Source organism: Thioflexithrix psekupsensis, assembly GCF_002149925.1.
In the GTDB taxonomy this organism is placed as follows: domain Bacteria; phylum Pseudomonadota; class Gammaproteobacteria; order Beggiatoales; family Beggiatoaceae; genus Thioflexithrix; species Thioflexithrix psekupsensis.
Window position 1 is genome coordinate 181,575 of the sequence record NZ_MSLT01000018.1, and the last position, 18,227, is coordinate 199,801.

General features: G+C 45.4%; 20 protein-coding genes. 10 read left to right on the plus strand and 10 right to left on the minus strand.

The features are described from left to right. The first annotated feature begins 18 nt into the window (after positions 1 to 18). Positions 19 to 630 (plus strand): pilin, encoded by a 612-nt coding sequence (locus TPSD3_RS11175; RefSeq protein ID WP_176329850.1) that lies wholly within the window; start codon positions 19 to 21, stop codon positions 628 to 630. Next, positions 630 to 1,055: a hypothetical protein gene (locus tag TPSD3_RS11180; RefSeq protein WP_086488627.1), complete on the plus strand. Its 426-nt coding sequence runs from the start codon at positions 630 to 632 to the stop codon at positions 1,053 to 1,055. Before TPSD3_RS11175 ends, TPSD3_RS11180 begins: the two co-directional genes overlap by 1 nt. A 23-nt stretch (positions 1,056 to 1,078) precedes the next feature. Here the strand turns inward: TPSD3_RS11180 and TPSD3_RS11185 are convergent, their stop codons facing one another. Then, the gene (locus TPSD3_RS11185) at positions 1,079 to 1,615 is read right to left on the minus strand and encodes a hypothetical protein (RefSeq protein ID WP_086488628.1); all 537 of its coding nucleotides are present in this window, start codon (positions 1,613 to 1,615) and stop codon (positions 1,079 to 1,081) included. A gap of 85 nt (positions 1,616 to 1,700) precedes the next feature. Here TPSD3_RS11185 and TPSD3_RS18145 point away from each other — a divergent pair, with 85 nt between their 5' ends. Further along, complete coding sequence (locus TPSD3_RS18145; RefSeq protein ID WP_280938418.1) at positions 1,701 to 1,829, plus strand: hypothetical protein; 129 nt, start codon at positions 1,701 to 1,703, stop codon at positions 1,827 to 1,829. Positions 1,830 to 1,914: 85 nt separating this feature from the next. Here TPSD3_RS18145 and TPSD3_RS11190 read toward each other — a convergent pair whose 3' ends face one another. Next, on the minus strand, positions 1,915 to 2,097 hold the full coding sequence (locus TPSD3_RS11190) for a hypothetical protein (RefSeq protein ID WP_086488629.1): 183 nt from the start codon (positions 2,095 to 2,097) through the stop codon (positions 1,915 to 1,917). A gap of 220 nt (positions 2,098 to 2,317) precedes the next feature. Here TPSD3_RS11190 and lexA point away from each other — a divergent pair, with 220 nt between their 5' ends. Next, positions 2,318 to 2,971 carry a transcriptional repressor LexA gene (lexA, locus tag TPSD3_RS11195; protein ID WP_086488630.1) on the plus strand — a complete coding sequence of 218 codons (654 nt, stop codon included), beginning with the start codon at positions 2,318 to 2,320 and terminating at the stop codon, positions 2,969 to 2,971. Here the strand turns inward: lexA and TPSD3_RS11200 are convergent. The 8 genes from TPSD3_RS11200 to TPSD3_RS11235 form a co-directional block, all read right to left on the minus strand. Then, a complete protein-coding gene (locus TPSD3_RS11200; protein WP_086488631.1) occupies positions 2,900 to 3,367 on the minus strand; it encodes a pilus assembly FimT family protein in 468 nt (155 codons plus the stop codon). The genes lexA and TPSD3_RS11200 overlap by 72 nt on opposite strands. A gap of 79 nt (positions 3,368 to 3,446) precedes the next feature. Continuing rightward, on the minus strand, positions 3,447 to 3,803 hold the full coding sequence (locus TPSD3_RS11205) for a PilZ domain-containing protein (RefSeq protein WP_245391579.1): 357 nt from the start codon (positions 3,801 to 3,803) through the stop codon (positions 3,447 to 3,449). Further along, a complete protein-coding gene (locus tag TPSD3_RS11210; RefSeq protein ID WP_086488633.1) occupies positions 3,803 to 4,807 on the minus strand; it encodes a DNA polymerase III subunit delta' in 1,005 nt (334 codons plus the stop codon). The genes TPSD3_RS11205 and TPSD3_RS11210 overlap by 1 nt, the downstream gene beginning before the upstream one ends. Beyond that, on the minus strand, positions 4,804 to 7,011 hold the full coding sequence (gene gspD / locus TPSD3_RS11215) for a type II secretion system secretin GspD (protein WP_086488634.1): 2,208 nt from the start codon (positions 7,009 to 7,011) through the stop codon (positions 4,804 to 4,806). Before gspD ends, TPSD3_RS11210 begins: the two co-directional genes overlap by 4 nt. Before the next feature lie 41 nt (positions 7,012 to 7,052). Next, a complete protein-coding gene (locus tag TPSD3_RS11220; protein ID WP_086488635.1) occupies positions 7,053 to 8,261 on the minus strand; it encodes a type II secretion system F family protein in 1,209 nt (402 codons plus the stop codon). A gap of 18 nt (positions 8,262 to 8,279) precedes the next feature. Then, positions 8,280 to 9,740 (minus strand): GspE/PulE family protein, encoded by a 1,461-nt coding sequence (locus tag TPSD3_RS11225; protein ID WP_086488803.1) that lies wholly within the window; start codon positions 9,738 to 9,740, stop codon positions 8,280 to 8,282. Between the two features lie 5 nt (positions 9,741 to 9,745). Continuing rightward, entirely contained in the window at positions 9,746 to 10,267 is a 522-nt protein-coding gene (locus TPSD3_RS11230; protein ID WP_176329851.1) for a GspMb/PilO family protein, read from the minus strand. 88 nt (positions 10,268 to 10,355) lie between these two features. Beyond that, positions 10,356 to 13,124 (minus strand): valine--tRNA ligase, encoded by a 2,769-nt coding sequence (locus TPSD3_RS11235; protein ID WP_086488637.1) that lies wholly within the window; start codon positions 13,122 to 13,124, stop codon positions 10,356 to 10,358. 198 nt (positions 13,125 to 13,322) lie between these two features. Between TPSD3_RS11235 and ccmB the strand changes: the two genes are divergently transcribed. From ccmB to TPSD3_RS11265, 6 genes are all read left to right on the plus strand, one after another. Further along, positions 13,323 to 14,000 carry a heme exporter protein CcmB gene (gene ccmB / locus TPSD3_RS11240; RefSeq protein ID WP_086488638.1) on the plus strand — a complete coding sequence of 226 codons (678 nt, stop codon included), beginning with the start codon at positions 13,323 to 13,325 and terminating at the stop codon, positions 13,998 to 14,000. Positions 14,001 to 14,097: 97 nt separating this feature from the next. Next, positions 14,098 to 14,901, plus strand: a complete 804-nt coding sequence (locus TPSD3_RS11245; protein WP_086488639.1) for a heme ABC transporter permease — start codon at positions 14,098 to 14,100, stop codon at positions 14,899 to 14,901. Between the two features lie 23 nt (positions 14,902 to 14,924). Then, positions 14,925 to 15,110 (plus strand): heme exporter protein CcmD, encoded by a 186-nt coding sequence (gene ccmD / locus TPSD3_RS11250; RefSeq protein ID WP_086488640.1) that lies wholly within the window; start codon positions 14,925 to 14,927, stop codon positions 15,108 to 15,110. Next, positions 15,079 to 15,564, plus strand: coding sequence for a cytochrome c maturation protein CcmE (gene ccmE / locus TPSD3_RS11255; protein ID WP_086488641.1), 486 nt, complete (start codon positions 15,079 to 15,081; stop codon positions 15,562 to 15,564). The genes ccmD and ccmE overlap by 32 nt, the downstream gene beginning before the upstream one ends. A gap of 16 nt (positions 15,565 to 15,580) precedes the next feature. Next, positions 15,581 to 17,650: a heme lyase CcmF/NrfE family subunit gene (locus tag TPSD3_RS11260; protein WP_245391580.1), complete on the plus strand. Its 2,070-nt coding sequence runs from the start codon at positions 15,581 to 15,583 to the stop codon at positions 17,648 to 17,650. 27 nt (positions 17,651 to 17,677) lie between these two features. Then, complete coding sequence (locus TPSD3_RS11265) at positions 17,678 to 18,223, plus strand: DsbE family thiol:disulfide interchange protein (RefSeq protein ID WP_086488642.1); 546 nt, start codon at positions 17,678 to 17,680, stop codon at positions 18,221 to 18,223. Positions 18,224 to 18,227 lie beyond the last annotated feature (4 nt).

An 18,227-nucleotide genomic window follows, 5' to 3' on the forward strand; every position in this document is an offset into this window, starting at 1 on the left:
ATCATGGAGACTTTCGGCATGACCTCCTCCGATGAAATCCAAATAACGCAAGATAAAAAGCCGCCCTCTAAAGCGAGCTGGTTGATCGTGGCAGTCATTATTTTTGTATTAGGCGCAGGGGTGTGCGGCACGGGTTCTGCCATTATGGTGTTGTTTGCCGCCGCGTTGACTTTGCCCGCTGTACTGAGCAAATGGCGCATTGAGAGTGGGCTTGGAGTCATCCTGTTATCGTTGTGTTTAGCGGTGGGGTGGTCGATATATTCCAAACATGGCTTTGGCGGCGAGTATTGGAATTATCTGCAACGCGGCAAAGTTCAAGCGGCACTGAGTTTGTTGGAGCAACTCAAATCCCCAATAGAGCAATTTTATGCGACACAACACACGTGTCCCACTCCCGCACAAATAGGTGCAGTGACTTCTAACAAATATGTGACAAATATCCTGCTCAATAATAGCAATGGGGAAAAATGTATCTACACCGCTGTGTTAGACCGCAAGAGCGGCTTTCCTGCTAATACTACACTGGGGTTAGCGTATCTCATTCAATCGAATCGTTGGAGTTGTTACAATAAAGACGCTGAGACTACTCAAATGGCCCCCATTTATCTGCCATCCAAGTGCAAAGAATAATGAAAATCTTATTATCACTGTTTGTTTTGCTGATCGGTTTTTTGGCAACGGGGATTTATCTACACGAGACATTAGAGCAACAAGCGACAGCATTCTGCGATGCAATTCCTTTGGCAACTCCGATTGATGTTACGCATTTCAAGCAAACCGTGTTGCACACTCAGCCTACAACAATTGGTGGGGCGGGTCTAACCGATTACAGCTTTCACATCAATGCGTATCATGATGTCATCACGGAACAGAAGATTGCTGCATCTGGCATGGACAAATTTCTCAATGAGGTGGGAATAAAGTCGTCAGCAGAAGATCGGCAACTGTACATCGTGGCATGGTTCAGCAGTTTTATGCCCTATACTGGATATGCGTGTGAAATCCGTCTGGAACAACAGCGTGTCAGCAGCAAGCACCTGTTTATTGCAGACTAAACGATTGAAGAACACAGGATAAACTAAACGACGCTGCACATACGCATTAATGGTGCATACATCGCTCCCAAGTAAAAAATGCTCATACCGCTACTTAAAATTAATAAACTGTGTGATAAACGCAGTAAATAGACCGTTGGTGTTTGTGTGTGTTGGGAATGTACTGAAAACAACAATACCAACAACGCGGTCAACGGTAGTAACATGATGTATGGATGGAGAATAATTGCGAGCTTTGTAATCCTTGGTAGATCGCCGCCAAAATCTTCAAATAAAGCTATCATATCAGGCACCAGCCAAAAAATCGCTAAACCTGTTGCACTGACAATTAAGGTGTCAATGGTAATCACACACACGCTGTTTTGCCCGGAACGTGAAAAATAAAAACGTTGCACCAACCAAGTAAGCACAACGGCTACTATTATCAAAAATGCAACAGTGAGCAAATCGTTAGACATATTTCTGTCGGCTCGTGTGGCAAATAAATAGGCAAACAAAACCAACGTCCAAATTGCCATTACAAAAATAAATGCGGTGAGTTTACGCAAGAACAAAAACATGTAAGGATACCTCTACAAAGACGGATTAATAGCTCAGTCGGTCATTTGCATGATAGAGTAAGTCACACTTACAAATTTAAAAGGGTTGAATGTAGAATTTTTAGATGTGCAAAGTTTTCCGCTGCAACGCAGTTGGAATGTGGTGTATTTGAACGAGAAAAAATTGTCATGGGTGGCGCGAGTGAAAATTCTGAACGATTTTAGTCGCTATTAAATCATTCATAAAATTTTTCTGTCAGAATCTGATCTCACCCCCACGCCGAAGTATGGGCGCGAGAAAAACACTTAACTCATTGAAATTAAGATTTTACTTGGCGGGTGCGTTCTTGAAAAGTTTGTAAATCAGTGGCTTCGGCGCGAACCGCATCTGAAACATTTGAGGACATATCAGGCGTTTCCGCATAAACCACACCCGAAAGTATACAGCATACTGCACCCATTAACCCATTTCTTAATCTGTTTTTTTGCGGGATAGACCACATTTTATTATCACCTATTTTTTGCGAATCACTGGATTTGTCACGTTAATCCTGTTATCGCAAAACAGTGACCAGATTTATTTTTTCGGCTATCCGATTATTTTTTATGGATAAAAATAAAAAAAGATCACTTTACAGACTAAACTTTTTTATTCGGAAATGTGCCACCTGTCGATTTTTAGTCAAACCCAAATCAATTCCCACCCTATAAGTGTATTATATTATGTCTCAACTGACTGCGCGCCAACTCGACATTTTAAGCCTGATCCACCATTGGATGCGCACGGAAGGACGACCGCCCACGCGGTCGGAAATTGCGGCGGCTTTTGGTTTTAAATCGCCCAATTCTGCCGAGCAGCATTTAAAAGCCCTTGAACGCAAAGGTGCATTGACATTAAGCCCGGGTCGGTCGCGGGGAATTCAATTGGATGAACAAGCCTTGTTGAGTCTACAAATGGAATCTCCGCCGCCTGTTTCACCACTGAATTTGCCTGTGATTGGGCGCGTGGCCGCAGGGATGCCGATTTTGGCACAAGAACACATTGACATGTTTTACCAAGTTGATCCGCACTTGTTTCGTCCCGCCGCCAACTATTTGCTGCGGGTGCAAGGACAGAGCATGAGAGATGCGGGAATTTTGTCGCACGATTTATTAGCCGTGCATCAAACGCATCGCGTCAATCAGGGACAAATTGTTGTGGTACGCATTGAGGAAGAAGTGACTGTAAAACGCTTTCACGGTATCAACGACAATCACCTGCATTTATCGCCCGATAATCCAGAATTCGATCCAATGGTGCTTGATTTATCGCGGCAACAAGTGGTGATTGAAGGCGTGGTGGTGGGAGTGATTCGTAATTATACGGAAACCAGTTGATTCATTCACAAACTGCACCTGACAAAAAGGGGGCGTTAATTGAATCGCCCATTGTCCCGTAGCATGACGCAACCACAATCGCCCCCCTTCACAAACCCCATTGGCGCGGTAAATAATGGGCTTTTCTGTCACCATAGACCAACCCTCAGCCCATTCAATAGGTGCTTTGGTTAAGCCTAATTCTGTCGTTTCATGACTCAATACAAAACTTAAAGAATGACTAAACGCATGAAATCCTAAACGATTGATTTGCGCCACCACATCATCTCGTTGATAACTCACTTGTAAGGTTTGATAAACCTGCGTTAAACGCGGCAAAGCCAACCCTGCAATGAGTCCCAAAATAAACAAAACAATTAATAGTTCTAATAAAGTAAAACCTTTTCTTTTTTGCATTTTTCTCTTTTTCTCTGCACAAAAAAGGACAATACCATAAAATAGATATTGTCCTTTATATTCAGCATGTAAAAAATCATTACATCGTATAAGTCGGTTTTTCAGAGCGATTATAAGCCCCTAATAACTTCTCAATTTTCTCGCGGGTCATGCCCTTATCCACATCGCCAAAATGAATCCCAATTCCCGCAGGACGATTGCCCACCGTGCCTTTAGGATTAATCCAAACCACTTTACCCGCAACAGGCGTTTTTTCCCCATCATTCATCAAGGTTAATAACACAAAAACCTCATCACCCAAACGATAAGATTTTTCCGTCGGGACAAACAAACCGCCTTGTTTTAAAAAGGGTAAATAAGACGCATAAAGCGTGTTTTCATCAGTAATATGCAAAGTCAGCATATTCCGCTTCATTCCACCGGGACGCGGCATCATTATTTCCTCAAGGGTAGTGTGGTTTCGACAAAAGTCATCGTGACGACTTCTAATAAACTTTGCGGCTTAATATTTGCCGTGCTGTTGAATAAACGATAATGTTCTCCTAATAATTCTAATAACTCAAAACTTTTTTTCAAGTCTAATTGCTGAGAAAAAAACTCAATTCGTGATAGTTGATCGTGATTGACCAGCCATTGTTTTTGTGCCGTAGAGCTAAAACGAATCACATCCATTAACCAAGTGATTAACCAATATAATAAATAATTGATATTGTATTGTGACCATTGTTGTGCGGTTTTGACGGGGTCAATTTTTCCTTGAATTAATCCGTCTATATCGTTAAACACCGCGCGGCGAATTTTCATATCTTCGCCTTGTGCCAATACCAAAGCGGCTAATGGTGCATTTAGGGTCAATTTTAATAACAAATCAATATCCTGTTCTGGTTCTAATTGCGCTTGTAACCATGTATTAATTTCCGTTTGATTCACTCGACCTAAATCAAAACGTTGGCAACGGCTGCGAATGGTGGCTAATAATTGCATGGGGCGGTGACTCACCAGAATTAATAATGTATTGTCTGGCGGTTCTTCTAATAATTTTAATAAACCATTCGCCGCATTTTGATTCATAGCCTCAGCGGGTTCAATTAATGCAATTTGATAACCGCCATAATGCGAGGTGAGTGTGCAGAATTGAATTAATCCGCGCACTTGATCAATTAAAATATTTTGACTGTTTTCCAATGGATTTAAGCGGATAAAATCAGGATGATGCCCCGCAGATAATAAATGGCAACCACGACAATGTCCGCACACGCTGCCATCAGGACGCACGTCTTGACACAACAACGCGTAAACCAACTGTTCAGCCAGTTGCGTTTTACCCAAGCCGCGCTGCCCGCCCAACAACAGCGCGTGGGGTAAACGCTTCTGCTGATGCGCGGTCATTAAGGTCTGCCAATGCGGCTGCAACCACGGCAATATCGCAGCGGGTTTCACGGATTTTCTACCCGCAACCGATCCAAACCGTATAAGTAGAAAATCTCCCGATTTAATAAATCACCAATCGCTTTCATTCGTGCTTTAAATTGCTGCACAATAGGGCTATTGTCTAATTCTGGATTCACAATTTCTGGCACCATAATTAATACCAGTTCAGTGCGTTGATAATTTTTAGTACGCGAAGAAAATAAGGTGTCTCCAAATAAGGGAATGCGATTTAAACCGGGGATGCCTTCTTGCGAATTATTATAACGGTCTTGAATTAATCCCCCAATCACAATCGGCGTGCCATTACGCACCACCACTAAGGTTTGCACTTTGCGTTGATCAAAAGAAGGATTTCCGCTACGTGTGGGGCCTAAACTGGAAATTTCTTGGGAAATTTTTAAGTTAATAATTCCATCGTCATTAATGCGTGGCTCTACCGATAAAATAACGCCCACACTTTCATATTGCGGCCCCGAATTCACCAATTGTCCCGTGGAGGTGACATTCGTGGCACCGGGGATGGGTTCACGCGATCCCACTTCAATGCGCGCTTCTTCGTTATTCCGCACCAAAACCGACGGGCGAGATAATACGCGAACATCACTGTTTTGCGTGATTAAATTAAGCAGCGCATTTAATCCCCCCGATAAGTAATTTAAAGTAAATCCTGTCAACCCCCCCACGCTAATCGTGGTGTTATCAGTGCTTGCAGACACGTTAGCGGGCAAATTTCCCCCTGGCGGACTGGTGTTAAAACCGACCGTTCCCCGATCATTGCCCAGAATCCCTTGCCAATCTACGCCGTGTTGCGTGGCTTCATTCAGTGTCACTTCGGCAATCACCACATTCACCATCACTTCTTTAGGCGCACGATCTAGGATGCGAATGGTTTCTAGTAATTGGCGATAATCACGCGGCGTAGCGCGGACAATTAAGCTATTGGTTTTTTCATCCGCCGTGACTTTGACCATTAATTGAGCGGATACCGCGCCTGTGGGCGTGGCATTGGGAGTGGGGGAGGGTGTATTTTCTACTATTGTCACTCCGTTTTCGGTTTGGAAAAAAGAAGACACGGGCGTGGTTTCTTCTGTGGTCTCTTCGGTTTGTCCTAAGCGATCCTCGTCTTGATCCGATTCAAACACGCTGGATAAGGTTGAAGCCAAATCTTTTGCGTCTAAATTACGCACGTTATAAATAAATACTTGTTCAGTACTTTCTTCACTGCGTTCGTCGAGAATATTCACCCACATTTCCACTTCTTTAAAGCCGCTATTCGGTGGCGCAATAACCAGTAAGGCGTTAATGCGTTCTAATGATAAAACTTGGTAGGCAATCGGGATATTATTCCCTGACATGGCTTGTAAGATTTTATCTAAATCGGCTTGTACTTCTGCGGCTTTGCTGTTTTGTAGTCGAAATAAGCGCATTCCACGGTGGCGAAAAGGGTCAGCATCGATGATTTTTAATAATTGGTTGACCCGCTCAATGCGATCTGGCGTGGCAATGATGCCGATAATATTTAAACTCGGTAAGCTCAACACGCGCCCTGTCGGTTGCAACAGCGGGGTCAGCACGTTGATCGCCGCATCGGCCGCAATGTAACGCAAGGGCGTGATTTGCAGCACTTCAGCAGAATTACGCCCTAAAACACTGCTGGCTTCGCCGATGGTGCCGGGCAAACCTGCGCCGAGACCTTCTTTTTTAAAGTGGTACACATTGCCTTTGCGCTCCATCGATACGCCCGCATCGACGAGTAAGAGTTGCAATAAAGGCCACAAATCTTCGCGCTTTAATTTATTTTCAGGTGCGGTGCGAAGGGTGACTTTATCGGCAATGCTAGGGTCGATAACGGTAGAGATTTCTAAGGCAGAAGCAATGGTTTCAATGACTTGTCGCAATTCGCCTTGTTCAAAATTTAATTCAATCGTGGCATTGGAATCTAATTGAGATAAGTCTAAGCCCTGCGCTTGGCGATCAGGCCAGTCGGGTAATGCGCCTGTTTGGTTGACTTCTCTTAGGGGTGAAGGGGCAGGCGCGGATAATTCGACAATGGGCGAGCCTTGAGTTTTATTGGGGTCATCGGTGGGGACTATGCCCATGCGTGCCAACTCTAAAGCGGTCAGGGGTTCGGGGGGGTTGGGTGGTGTGGCACAACCCGCTATCCACAATGTCTGACAGAATAAGGCCATCGGTATATAACGCTTAATCAACATAAACGGTCTCTTTTTTAAGGGAATTTTTTTAAATCGGGGAATTAATACTGCAATTGATTAATACTAAATACCGCAGATAACATCACGATAACAATCGTCCCCACCAACACACCCATTAATACAATCAATGCAGGTTCGGCCAAGGCCACTAAACGGCTGGTTTTTTGGGTGACACTGGCATCAAAGGTTTCGGCTAATTTTTCTAAGATGTCGGCCGTGCGTCCTGATTCTTCGCCCACGATAATGAGTTGAGAAAGTAAGACTGGAAAAGTGCCTTCATTCGACAAGGCTTTACCCAAGCTGGTACCACCGCGCACGGCTTCTTCGGCGTGAGCAATGGTGTGATTTAACACTTGATTTTCAATCACGCCGCGCACGATATGCAAACTTTTTAATAAGGGAATTCCCGCCCCCAATAACGATCCCAATGTGCGGCAAAATCGAGAGGATTCTGCTTCTAATAATAATCCACCTAATAAGGGTGTTGAGAGTAAAAATTGGTCGCGTTGCAAGCGGGTTTCTTCTTGTTTATCTAATAATTTCCACGCATAAATCAATAAGAAGGGCAAGGGGATGAGCAGCCATCCCCATATTTTTAGCCATTGACTGATGTTTAATAATAAGGCGGCCGCGGGCGGTATGGCCGTTCCCATATTGTCAAACATGGTGGCAAATTGCGGCACGACATAAACCAATAATAAAATGACACTGAGTAATCCCACCACCGCTAATATCATGGGGTAGATTAAGGAACTGATCACGGTGCGTTTTGCGGTATCGGCTGAGGTCATGAAATGGGCTAATTTGGGCAAGAGTCGATCTAAAATTCCGCCCTCTTCTCCCGCATGTACCATATTGATATACATACGGGAGAAGTAATGGGGATAAGCCTGTAAGGCATCGGCTAAACTTTTGCCTTCTTTGACCGATTGACGTAAATCGGCAATGAGTTGCTGCATGAGGGGTTTGGCGTTGATATTTTCTAATAAGGCCAAGGCGCGATCCATCGGGACATGCGCCTCGACTAAGGTACACAAGCCATTGGTAAAGTCGATAATATCACGGTTAGTCACGCGCTGTTGAAATAAGCCTTGTGTATGAGGGTCGGCTTGCTGTTCGACTTTTAGCGGAATGAGTTGTCGATTTTGCAGGCTATTGACGACTTCTTGCTCGGTTTCGGCACTGAGTTGGCCGCTGAGAATTTTGCCGTTGATATCGCAGGCTTGGTAACTATACTGATGTAAGGCCATGGATATTCCTCGAACGGGCTAAGTGGCGCGAGTCACTCGCACGATTTCTTCGGGCGTGGTGATTCCGTTGTACAATTTTTCTAAGGCATCGCCGCGTAGGGTGCGCATTCCTTCTTGAATGGCTTGGACGCGGATTTGATTGGCATCGCCACCGCTGCTGATGACGTGGCGCACGGAATCGGAGACAGGCAAAAATTCGTACAAACCCAATCGCCCCCGATAGCCCGTATTGGCGCACCGCTCACAGCCGCGCCCGCGGCGAATTGTGGGACAATCGCTGACTCGAATTCCCAATAAATTGGCTTCGTCTTCGGTCAAGGGCTGCGATTCTGCACAATGTAAACAGACTTTGCGCACCAACCGCTGCGCCATCACAGCCATTAAACTGGAACTGATGAGATACGTATCAATGCCCATGTCTTGTAAACGAGTGATCGCCCCGGCTGCATCATTCGTGTGTAAAGTAGAAAAAACCAAGTGACCCGTTAAAGCGGATTCAATCGCAATTTCAGCGGTTTCATTGTCTCGAATTTCCCCCACCATGATAATATCGGGGTCTTGCCGCACAATTGAACGTAAACCCGCCGCAAAAGTTAAACCAATTTTGGCATTGACATGAATTTGCGTGATGCCATCTAATTGATATTCCACGGGGTCTTCGATGGTAATAATTTTTTGCGTTCCCGTGTTAATTTTTTCCAGCGTGCCGTATAAAGTCGTGGTTTTGCCGCTTCCCGTGGGGCCTGTGACCAAAATCATGCCGTGCGGCTGTTGAATGATGCGATTAAACGGTTTTAACACATCCAGCGGCATTCCTAATTTATCCAGTTCAACGTGTACATCACTGCGATCAAGAATACGCAACACCACTGATTCCCCATGCACACCGGGTAAAGTCGAAACCCGCATGTCTAGCGAACGTTCGCCTAAACTGTATTGAATTCGTCCATCTTGCGGCAGGCGTTTTTCGCCGATGTCTAAGCGTGCCATGAGTTTGACCCGCGAAGTCACTGCCGCTTGCACATTGGCCGGTAAACGCTCGATATTCACCATCACACCATCAACGCGACAACGCACAACTAATTGTTTTTCTTCGGGTTCAAAGTGAATATCACTGGCGTTTAAATCCAAAGCGCGTTCCATTAAATGATTCACCATGCGAATCACCGGCGCGTCCGAAGCCAAATCACGCAAATAATCATTGTCAAATTCGGCAATGCCTTGTGCATTGGCATTATTTTCAATTTCAGGAGCTAAACGCGCCCGCCAATGTTTAATTAAGCGTTCAACTTGATCTTCAGGAGCGCGTTGGAAATGGATATGTTGTCCCAATAAAAAACGAATTTTTGCCCGATCTTCAGCATCTGGAGCTTGATGAAATAATAAACAGGGATTCTCAGGAAATTGTTCAATCGGCGCGATGCCTTTCTTGGATAATAACTGAGTAAATAAGGGTAAATTTAATTGAGCCAATGACATAAACATTACCCCGTAGGCAGCATTTCAATAAGACGACTAAATCCCGTGACTTTCATATCGACATTAAGCCGATTATTCTGTCCCACTCGCACATCCATATACACCACAATTAACCGTTCTGGCGCGTTATTTAAGGCTTGTAAATAATTAATAAGCGAGGCCGAATCAGTTTGTAATTGTACCGATTGCGTGACCAGCATCCATGAGGGATTCAGATTAAATTCAGGCACGGCCATAGATTGTACATTTAACTGATGTTGGCGAGCGACATCGCGCAAAATCCCTTGTAAACGCGCCGCGACCAAGTCTTGCGTGCCGCCTTGCAATAAGCCTGCATTCACTTTGGCTAGGTTATCGGAAGCCTGTCGATGGGCTTCTTCCCACATTTGCGCGGCTTGTCCTAATTGTTGATAACGCACGAAATCATTTTCAATTTGGGCAAGATTTTGTCGATAATTATCAATCAGCCGCGCTCCCGCTGGAATGATCACAAACGGGAGCATATAGCCTAAAAAGATAAATAACATTATCGTGAATAAACGCTTTTCTTTTGCCGTCAAGGGAAATCACGTCCTGAATATGGATTAAAGTGTCAATTAAGAAAAAATAAGCGCGTTAAATTGCTTGTATTTTTAATACTTGGGCTTCTAATTGTTGTATTGACGCGCTCATGTCTGCCAAACGTTGTTGTTCGGTGGCGATAATCTCGGCGGGGGCGCGAGAAATAAAATTAGGATTTTGCAATTTCTCATTGGATTTGGCAAAATCTTTACGAATTTTTTCTAATTCTTTATTTAAGCGTTTTAATTCCGCTTCTTTATCGATTAAGCCGGCCAGTGGAATTAACACCCGCATTTCCCCGACCAATGCCAGCGCAGATTCAGGGGCATTCACCGACGCGTCTAACCATTCAATGCGTTCTAAGCGCGCCAAACGGCTAATTAACACATCATGCCGTGCCAAGCGTTGGGCATCTTCGGCAGAACCATTTTGTAATAACACGGTTAATAATTTGCCCGGTGCAATGTCCATTTCCGAGCGAATGCGTCGCACACCTAACACAAATTGTTTTAACCACTCAATTTCCTGTTGCGCTTGGGAATCAATGAGATCAGCTTGACCTTGCGGATAAGGTTGTAGTGATACGGTTTCGCCTGAAACGCCCGCCAACGGCGCGACTTTGTGCCACAATTCTTCCGTTAAAAACGGCATGGTAGGATGGAGTAAACGCAAAATGGTTTCCAAAGTGCGCACTAACGTCCGTCGTGTCCCCCGTTTAGCGGCAATACGGAACTCTTCACTTTGCAATACGGGTTTAGATAATTCTAAATACCAATCGCAATATTCATTCCATACAAATTCATATAACACATTCGCCATTAAATCAAAACGATACTGTTGAATATGGGTAGCGACATCACGCGCCACTTCTTGCGTTAAGGCAATAATCCAACGATCCGCATCAGATAATTCAATCGCAGCATTCTGATCCAATCCCGTATCCTGATCTTCGGTGTTCATTAACACATAACGGGTGGCATTCCACAGTTTATTACAAAAATTACGATAGCCTTCAATACGCGCCAAATCAAACCGAATATCACGCCCTGTTGAAGCTAAGGCCGCGAAAGTAAAGCGTAACGCATCCGTACCAAAGGCAGGAATACCTTGTGGGAATTGTTCACGGGTACTGCGTTCAATTTTCGGTGCCATTTCGGGCTGCATTAAGCCTGTGGTTCTTTTGGCCACTAAAACTTCTAAAGACACGCCATCAATTAAATCTAAAGGGTCTAATACATTGCCTTTAGATTTAGACATTTTCTGCCCTTCAGAATCTCGAATTAAGCCGTGAATATAGACTTCTCGAAACGGCACATCTCCCATAAACTTTAGCCCGAACATAATCATTCGCGCCACCCAAAAGAAAATAATATCAAAGCCTGTGACTAATACGCTGGTCGGATAAAATGTATTTAATCGCTCGGTATTTTCTGGCCAACCGAGGGTAGAAAATGGCCACAATGCCGACGAAAACCACGTGTCCAACACATCATCGTCTTGCGTTAAAACCACAGAACTGTCCAATTGATACTGTTCTCGAATACTGGTTTCATCATAACCGACATACACATTGCCCGCTTTATCATACCATGCAGGAATACGATGCCCCCACCAAATTTGGCGGCTAATACACCAATCTTCGATATTATTCATCCAGTCGAAATAAGTTTTACTCCAATTTTCAGGAACAAAACGAATTTTTCCTGTTTCTACGGCCTCAATGGCCATTTTAGCCAAGGGTTCAACTTTAACATACCATTGATCGGTTAATAACGGTTCAATTACAGCATGACTTCGGTCGCCGCGAGGCACCATTAATTTATGCGGCTTTACTTCTACCAATAAGCCACAAGATTCAAAATCAGTGACAATTCTTTTACGCGCTTCATATCGATCCATTCCCCGATAGGCTTTAGGCGCATTGTCATTAATCCGCGCATCTTCGGTAAAAATATTAATCATCGGCAATTGATGCCGTTGTCCCACCGCATAATCATTAAAATCATGCGCGGGCGTAATTTTCACACAACCCGATCCGAATTCAGGGTCAACATAATCATCAGCAATAATGGGGATCATTCGTCCCGTAAAAGGCAATTCAATTTCTTTACCAATTAAATGCTGATAACGCGGATCATTCGGATTCACAGCGACGGCAGTATCACCCAACATGGTTTCGGGACGGGTGGTCGCCACCACCAACGAATCCGATCCATCGGCTAAAGGGTAACGCAAATGCCACATTTTCCCGTCTTCTTCTTGCGAAATCACTTCTAAATCAGACAGTGCCGTGTGAAACACGGGATCCCAATTGACCAGACGTTGACCGCGATAAATTAAACCTTCTCGATACAAACGCACAAATACCTCACGCACCGCATGAGATAAGCCCTCGTCCATCGTAAACCGTTCATGTTCCCAATCCAACGACGCGCCCAAACGACACAATTGCCGTTTGATATGTCCACCCGATTGGGCTTTCCATTGCCAAATTTTATCGACAAACGCATCACGGCCGACGCTGTGTCGGGTCATGCCTTGCGCACCGATTTGTCTTTCAACAACCATCTGCGTCGCAATACCCGCGTGGTCTGTTCCCGCTTGCCATAAGGTATTGTCGCCGCGCATCCGATGATAACGGGTGAGCAAATCCATTAACGTATCTTGGAAAGCATGTCCCATGTGCAGCGTGCCAGTCACATTGGGCGGGGGGATCATGATGCAATAAGGCTGTCCGCTGCCGCTGGGGGCAAAATAGCCTTGTTTTTCCCAAATGTCGTACCAATGTGGCTCAATGGTCTGCGGGTTGTAGGTCTTTTCCATAGGATACGTGTACTTGCTCAAGGTTGAAAGATTTTAAAGATGCCAAATTATAGCACTATGCACGCGAGATTGAATCACCGCATCAATCGACCCCATCAAATCTCTTCGACCCATGTGACTGTCCATCCTATAATAGCCCCCATAACGTCTATGTACCCAACCCTTCCTTCTCAACTTTTTATTCACGGTCTCTCAACCATGTCCACGCTCTCTCACACTTTTTTCGCCTTACTCCAACGTGATTTAACGCTCTATTATCGCCATCGGGCTGAACTCATTCAGCCGCTGCTTTTCTTTCTTATTGTTATTACCTTATTTCCTTTGGGCATTAGTCCTGAAATGCGCCTCTTAGCGCAAATTGCCCCAGGCATCATTTGGGTGGCTGCTTTATTGGCCGCTATGCTTTCCTTAGACAGCCTTTTTCGCTCCGATTTTGAAGACGGCACCCTAGAGCAATTGGCTTTATCGCCCCATGCTTTACCCGTATTGGTATTGGCGAAAGTCTTGGCACATTGGTTGGTCACGGGCTTTCCCTTATTACTGCTGGCACCGCTCTTGGGTGAATTATTGTTTTTGCCTGAAACCGCGGTGTTGCCTTTACTTCTCACCTTGCTGTTGGGAACGCCTATTTTAAGTTTGATCGGTGCCATTGGCGTGGCCTTAACGGTGGGTTTACGGCGCGGCGGGATGTTATTGTCGCTTTTAGTGCTACCTTTGTACATTCCTGTGTTGATTTTTGCGGCCAATGCTGTCAATGTAGCAGCCAGCGGCTTTCCGATTAGCGGACAACTTTTTTTGTTGTTGGCTTTACTGAGTTTAGCGGTGACGCTGTCGCCGTTTGCTACGGCGGCGGCTTTACGGATTAGTTTAAGTTGACTCTGATCAGATTAAATTTGATTGGATTTTTAGTGTTGAATTGACTTAAATTAACCCTTTCTTTTTGTAAAAATCACACACGATAGTTTTAAAGATTATGTGGGCTTTTGTTAATCGTTTGTCTTCTCCAAGAAATTTTTACCATTTCGCTGGTCGATGGATTCCATGGTTGGGTGCGGCAACGGTATTGCTGTTGGCCGCGGGATTATATGGCGGCTTGGTGTTGGCTCCTCCCGATTATCAGCAAGGAGAGAGTTTTAGAATCATCTATGTGCATGTCCCCGCCGCGTGGTTGGGCATGTTTAGCTATGCGTTTATGGCGGGTGTGGGCGCGATTGGTTTGATTTGGCGCATCAAGTTGGCCGAGGCCATGGCCGCCAGTGTCGCACCGATTGGGGCCTCTTTTGCCTTTCTTGCGCTGGTGACCGGTGCCTTGTGGGGAAAACCCATGTGGGGCGCGTGGTGGGTGTGGGATGCGCGCTTGACTTCGACGTTGATTTTATTTTTTCTCTATTTGGGCGTGATCGCGCTCAATACGGCGATTGAAGATAAACGCAACGCGGCGCGTGCCAGTGCGGTGTTGGCGATTGTGGGGGTGGTGAATATTCCAATTATTGTTTATTCGGTGGAATGGTGGAATACTTTGCATCAAAAAGCGACGATCAGTATTATCAAATTCCAAGCCCCGTCTATTCATCTGGATATGTTGATTCCCTTGTTCATCATGGCATTGGCTTTTAAGTTGTTTTTCTTTACAGTATTATTCATGCGCACTCGTGGCGAGTTGTTAGATCGAGAGCGTCATAGTCGTTGGGTGCAAGAATTGGTCGGCGACGCGACGCAAATGGCGGTGTTGAAACCTTCTGATCGGTCTGATGATTTGTCGATGAATGGGCGTTAATTTTAGGAGGATGTGCAGTCAAAATGGGTGAGTTTTTTGAAATGGGAGGATATGGTTTTTATGTGTGGACAAGTTACGCGCTCTTTGCGATTGTGTTTGTCGGCAATGTCCTCGTGGCGTGGAGACGCGAACGGGCGTTTCTTAACAGTTTAAGTCGTAAAGTGCGGAGAAAACAAAATGAGCTTTATCACTCTGACGCGCAAGCATAAACAGCGTTTAATGGTGGTGGTGCTTTTGGTGGTGGGCATTGCCAGTGCGGTGGGATTTGCTTTGATGGCGTTTCAGCAGAATATGTTGTTTTTCTTTAATCCCTCTGAGGTGGTGGCTGGCCATGTTCCGACGGATCGCACGATTCGCGTCGGCGGTTTGGTGACGACAGGTAGTGTGAAGCGGGCTGAGGACAGTTTGCTGGTGGAGTTTACGGTGACGGATACGCAGCATGTTGTTCCTGTGCAGTATGAGGGGATTTTGCCTGATTTGTTCCGCGAGGGGCAGGGGATTATTGCCATTGGGCGTTTACAGCCAGATGGTACGTTTAGCGCGCAGGAAGTGTTGGCCAAGCATGATGAGACGTATATGCCGCCTGAGGTGGCTGATTCGTTAAAAGCCGCGCAGGCCGCTCAAGCGCAGGTTAAAATGCCTGAGAGTCATCAGGCGAATTGATGATGATGGTTTGACGATGTTTTTTTCGACGGGCGTTGTTGGCGCGGAGAATGGACATCGTCGTTTTTTTTTGGATATTATTTTTTTTACAGGTATGGCAGTGATGATTCCTGAAATTGGTCATTTTGCGTTGGTGTTGGCGTTGGCGTTGGCGGTGGTACAGACGGTTTTTCCGTTATTGGGTACGGTCAAGGGCGTTGCCAATTGGACGGCGGTGGCGCGGCCGGCGGTTTATGGTCAGGTGTTTTTTTTGACCTTAGCTTATGTTTGTTTAACGACTAGTTTTATTCATTCTGATTTTTCAGTGGCTTATGTCGCCAATCATTCTAATACGCAATTGCCGTTGATTTATCGGATTGTCAGTGTGTGGGGGGGGCATGAGGGGTCATTGTTGTTGTGGGTGTTGGCGTTGGCGTTGTGGACTTTGGCGGTGGCGCGGTTTAGTGAGGCGTTGCCGCGGGATGTGTTGGCGCGGGTGTTGAGTGTGATGGGGTTTGTGAGTGTGGGGTTTTTGTTGTTTTTGATTGTGACTTCTAATCCTTTTGAACGTCTTAATCCTGCGCCGCTTGAGGGGCGTGATTTGAATCCGTTGTTGCAAGACCCTGGGTTGATTGTGCATCCGCCGATGTTGTATATGGGTTATGTGGGGTTTGCGGTGGTGTTTGGGTTTGCGATTGCGGCGTTGATTGGGGGGCGGTTAGACAGTGCGTGGGCGCGGTGGTCGCGGCCGTGGACGTTGGTGGCTTGGGTGTTTTTGACTTTGGGGATCGCGTTGGGCAGTTGGTGGGCGTATTATGAATTGGGTTGGGGGGGATGGTGGTTTTGGGACCCGGTAGAAAATGCGTCGTTTATGCCGTGGTTGGTGGGGACGGCGTTGTTGCATTCTTTGGCGGTGGCTGAAAAAAGAAATACTTTTAAGGCGTGGACGGTATTGTTAGCGATTTTTGCGTTTTCTTTGAGTTTGTTGGGGACGTTTTTGGTGCGTTCTGGGGTGTTGACTTCGGTTCATGCGTTTGCCACTGATCCTGCACGGGGTTTATTTATTCTTATTTTCTTGGGTGTTGTGGTGGGTTTGTCGCTGAGTTTGTATGCGTGGCGTGCGCCGACGATTGTTAATCGTGGGAATTTTTCGCTGTTTTCTAAGGAAAGTTTGTTATTAAGCAATAATTTATTGTTAGTCGTTATTTGTGCCAGTGTGTTATTAGGGACGCTTTATCCGTTATTTTTAGATGCGTTAAATTTGGGGAAAATTTCGGTAGGGCCGCCTTATTTTGATACGGTTTTTCTTTTGTTAATGTCGCCGTTATTGGTTTTATTGGGATTAGGCCCTTTGGCGCGTTGGAAACAAGATGATCCTAAAACGCTGATTTGGCGATTGCGCTTTATTATTTTGCTCAGTGTGGGTTTGGGTTTACTTGTTCCTTTTCTTTTTATGGGAATGGTGGGTTTAACGGTGTTTCCGGGGTTAGCGGTGTCGTTTTGGGTTATTTTAACCAGTATTCAAGCGGTACGAGAAAGATTACGTTATAAAACCAATCCATGGCAAGCGTTTATCAGTTTGCCGGGGGGGTTTTATGGAATGACGATGGCCCATATTGGTGTGGCGGTGTTTGTTATTGGCGTGGTGGTGTCTAATGCGTTTAGTACGGAGAAAGATGTGCGTTTAGAGCCGCATGTGGAATTGGATTTGGCGGGGTATCATTTTATTTTTGAAGGGGTGGAGAGTTTGCGTGGCCCGAATTATACCGCCGAGCGGGGGCGTGTTATTGTGCAGCAAGATGGGCGCGATGTAACGGTGTTATTCCCTGAAAAACGCACTTATTTAGTTCAAACGATGCCGATGACGGAAGCGGATATTCATGTGACGTTATTCCGTGATATTTATATTTCTTTAGGCGAGCCATTAGGCGCGAAAGGCGCGTGGAGTGTGCGTATTTATCATAAGCCGTTTGTGCGTTGGATTTGGTTGGGGGCATTATTGATGGCTTTGGGGGGATTATTAGCCGCAGGCGATGCGCGTTATCGTCGGGTAAAAGCACGGCGTGCGGTTGCACTCGATAATCAGACGGCAGCCAAGCCAGTTTAAATGGTTTCATGTCAGGAGAAATAAAATATGTTTCGTGCTGTTTTGCCTTTGGTTATTTTTGCGATATTAATGGTTTTTTTATATATTGGTTTAAGTTTAGACCCGCGAGCGAAAGAGTCGGTGTTAATTGGTAAGCCTGCGCCGCGTTTTAATTTGCCGTTATTAGAACGCCCTAATGAGCATCTGAATGAACAGGTATTTTTAGGACAAGTGTCGTTGGTGAATGCGTGGGCATCTTGGTGTGTTTCTTGTCGCCATGAGCATCCGTTATTAATGCAATTGGCTAAACATACGGATATTCCTATTTATGGCTTGAATTATAAAGATGAGGTCGCTGATGCGTTGCAAGTATTGCGGCAACAAGGGAGTCCTTATGTGGCGAATTTTGTTGATACCAGAGGTCGGGTGGGTATGGATTGGGGCGTGATTGGTACGCCTGAGACGTTTGTGGTGGATCAACAGGGCATTGTGCGTTATAAACACACAGGCCCTTTGACCGTTGCCGTATTAGAAACTGAGATTTTGCCGTTAATTGAAAAATTACGCAACACTTCTCCTAATCAATCATTGTGATATT

Excerpts from the sequence above, each read along its gene's own strand:
- ccmD (WP_086488640.1), top strand. The coding sequence starts at position 14,925 with ATGGGTGAGTTTTTTGAAATGGGAGGATATGGTTTTTATGTGTGGACA.
- TPSD3_RS11235 (WP_086488637.1), bottom strand. The coding sequence starts at position 13,124 with ATGGAAAAGACCTACAACCCGCAGACCATTGAGCCACATTGGTACGAC.
- TPSD3_RS11245 (WP_086488639.1), top strand. The coding sequence starts at position 14,098 with ATGTGGGCTTTTGTTAATCGTTTGTCTTCTCCAAGAAATTTTTACCAT.
- TPSD3_RS11220 (WP_086488635.1), bottom strand. The coding sequence starts at position 8,261 with ATGGCCTTACATCAGTATAGTTACCAAGCCTGCGATATCAACGGCAAA.
- TPSD3_RS11260 (WP_245391580.1), top strand. The coding sequence starts at position 15,581 with ATGTTTTTTTCGACGGGCGTTGTTGGCGCGGAGAATGGACATCGTCGT.
- ccmE (WP_086488641.1), top strand. The coding sequence starts at position 15,079 with ATGAGCTTTATCACTCTGACGCGCAAGCATAAACAGCGTTTAATGGTG.
- TPSD3_RS11190 (WP_086488629.1), bottom strand. The coding sequence starts at position 2,097 with ATGTGGTCTATCCCGCAAAAAAACAGATTAAGAAATGGGTTAATGGGT.
- TPSD3_RS11265 (WP_086488642.1), top strand. The coding sequence starts at position 17,678 with ATGTTTCGTGCTGTTTTGCCTTTGGTTATTTTTGCGATATTAATGGTT.
- TPSD3_RS11175 (WP_176329850.1), top strand. The coding sequence starts at position 19 with ATGACCTCCTCCGATGAAATCCAAATAACGCAAGATAAAAAGCCGCCC.
- lexA (WP_086488630.1), top strand. The coding sequence starts at position 2,318 with ATGTCTCAACTGACTGCGCGCCAACTCGACATTTTAAGCCTGATCCAC.
- TPSD3_RS11225 (WP_086488803.1), bottom strand. The coding sequence starts at position 9,740 with ATGTCATTGGCTCAATTAAATTTACCCTTATTTACTCAGTTATTATCC.
- TPSD3_RS11205 (WP_245391579.1), bottom strand. The coding sequence starts at position 3,803 with ATGATGCCGCGTCCCGGTGGAATGAAGCGGAATATGCTGACTTTGCAT.
- TPSD3_RS11200 (WP_086488631.1), bottom strand. The coding sequence starts at position 3,367 with ATGCAAAAAAGAAAAGGTTTTACTTTATTAGAACTATTAATTGTTTTG.
- TPSD3_RS11230 (WP_176329851.1), bottom strand. The coding sequence starts at position 10,267 with ATGTTATTTATCTTTTTAGGCTATATGCTCCCGTTTGTGATCATTCCA.
- ccmB (WP_086488638.1), top strand. The coding sequence starts at position 13,323 with ATGTCCACGCTCTCTCACACTTTTTTCGCCTTACTCCAACGTGATTTA.
- TPSD3_RS11180 (WP_086488627.1), top strand. The coding sequence starts at position 630 with ATGAAAATCTTATTATCACTGTTTGTTTTGCTGATCGGTTTTTTGGCA.
- gspD (WP_086488634.1), bottom strand. The coding sequence starts at position 7,011 with ATGTTGATTAAGCGTTATATACCGATGGCCTTATTCTGTCAGACATTG.
- TPSD3_RS11185 (WP_086488628.1), bottom strand. The coding sequence starts at position 1,615 with ATGTTTTTGTTCTTGCGTAAACTCACCGCATTTATTTTTGTAATGGCA.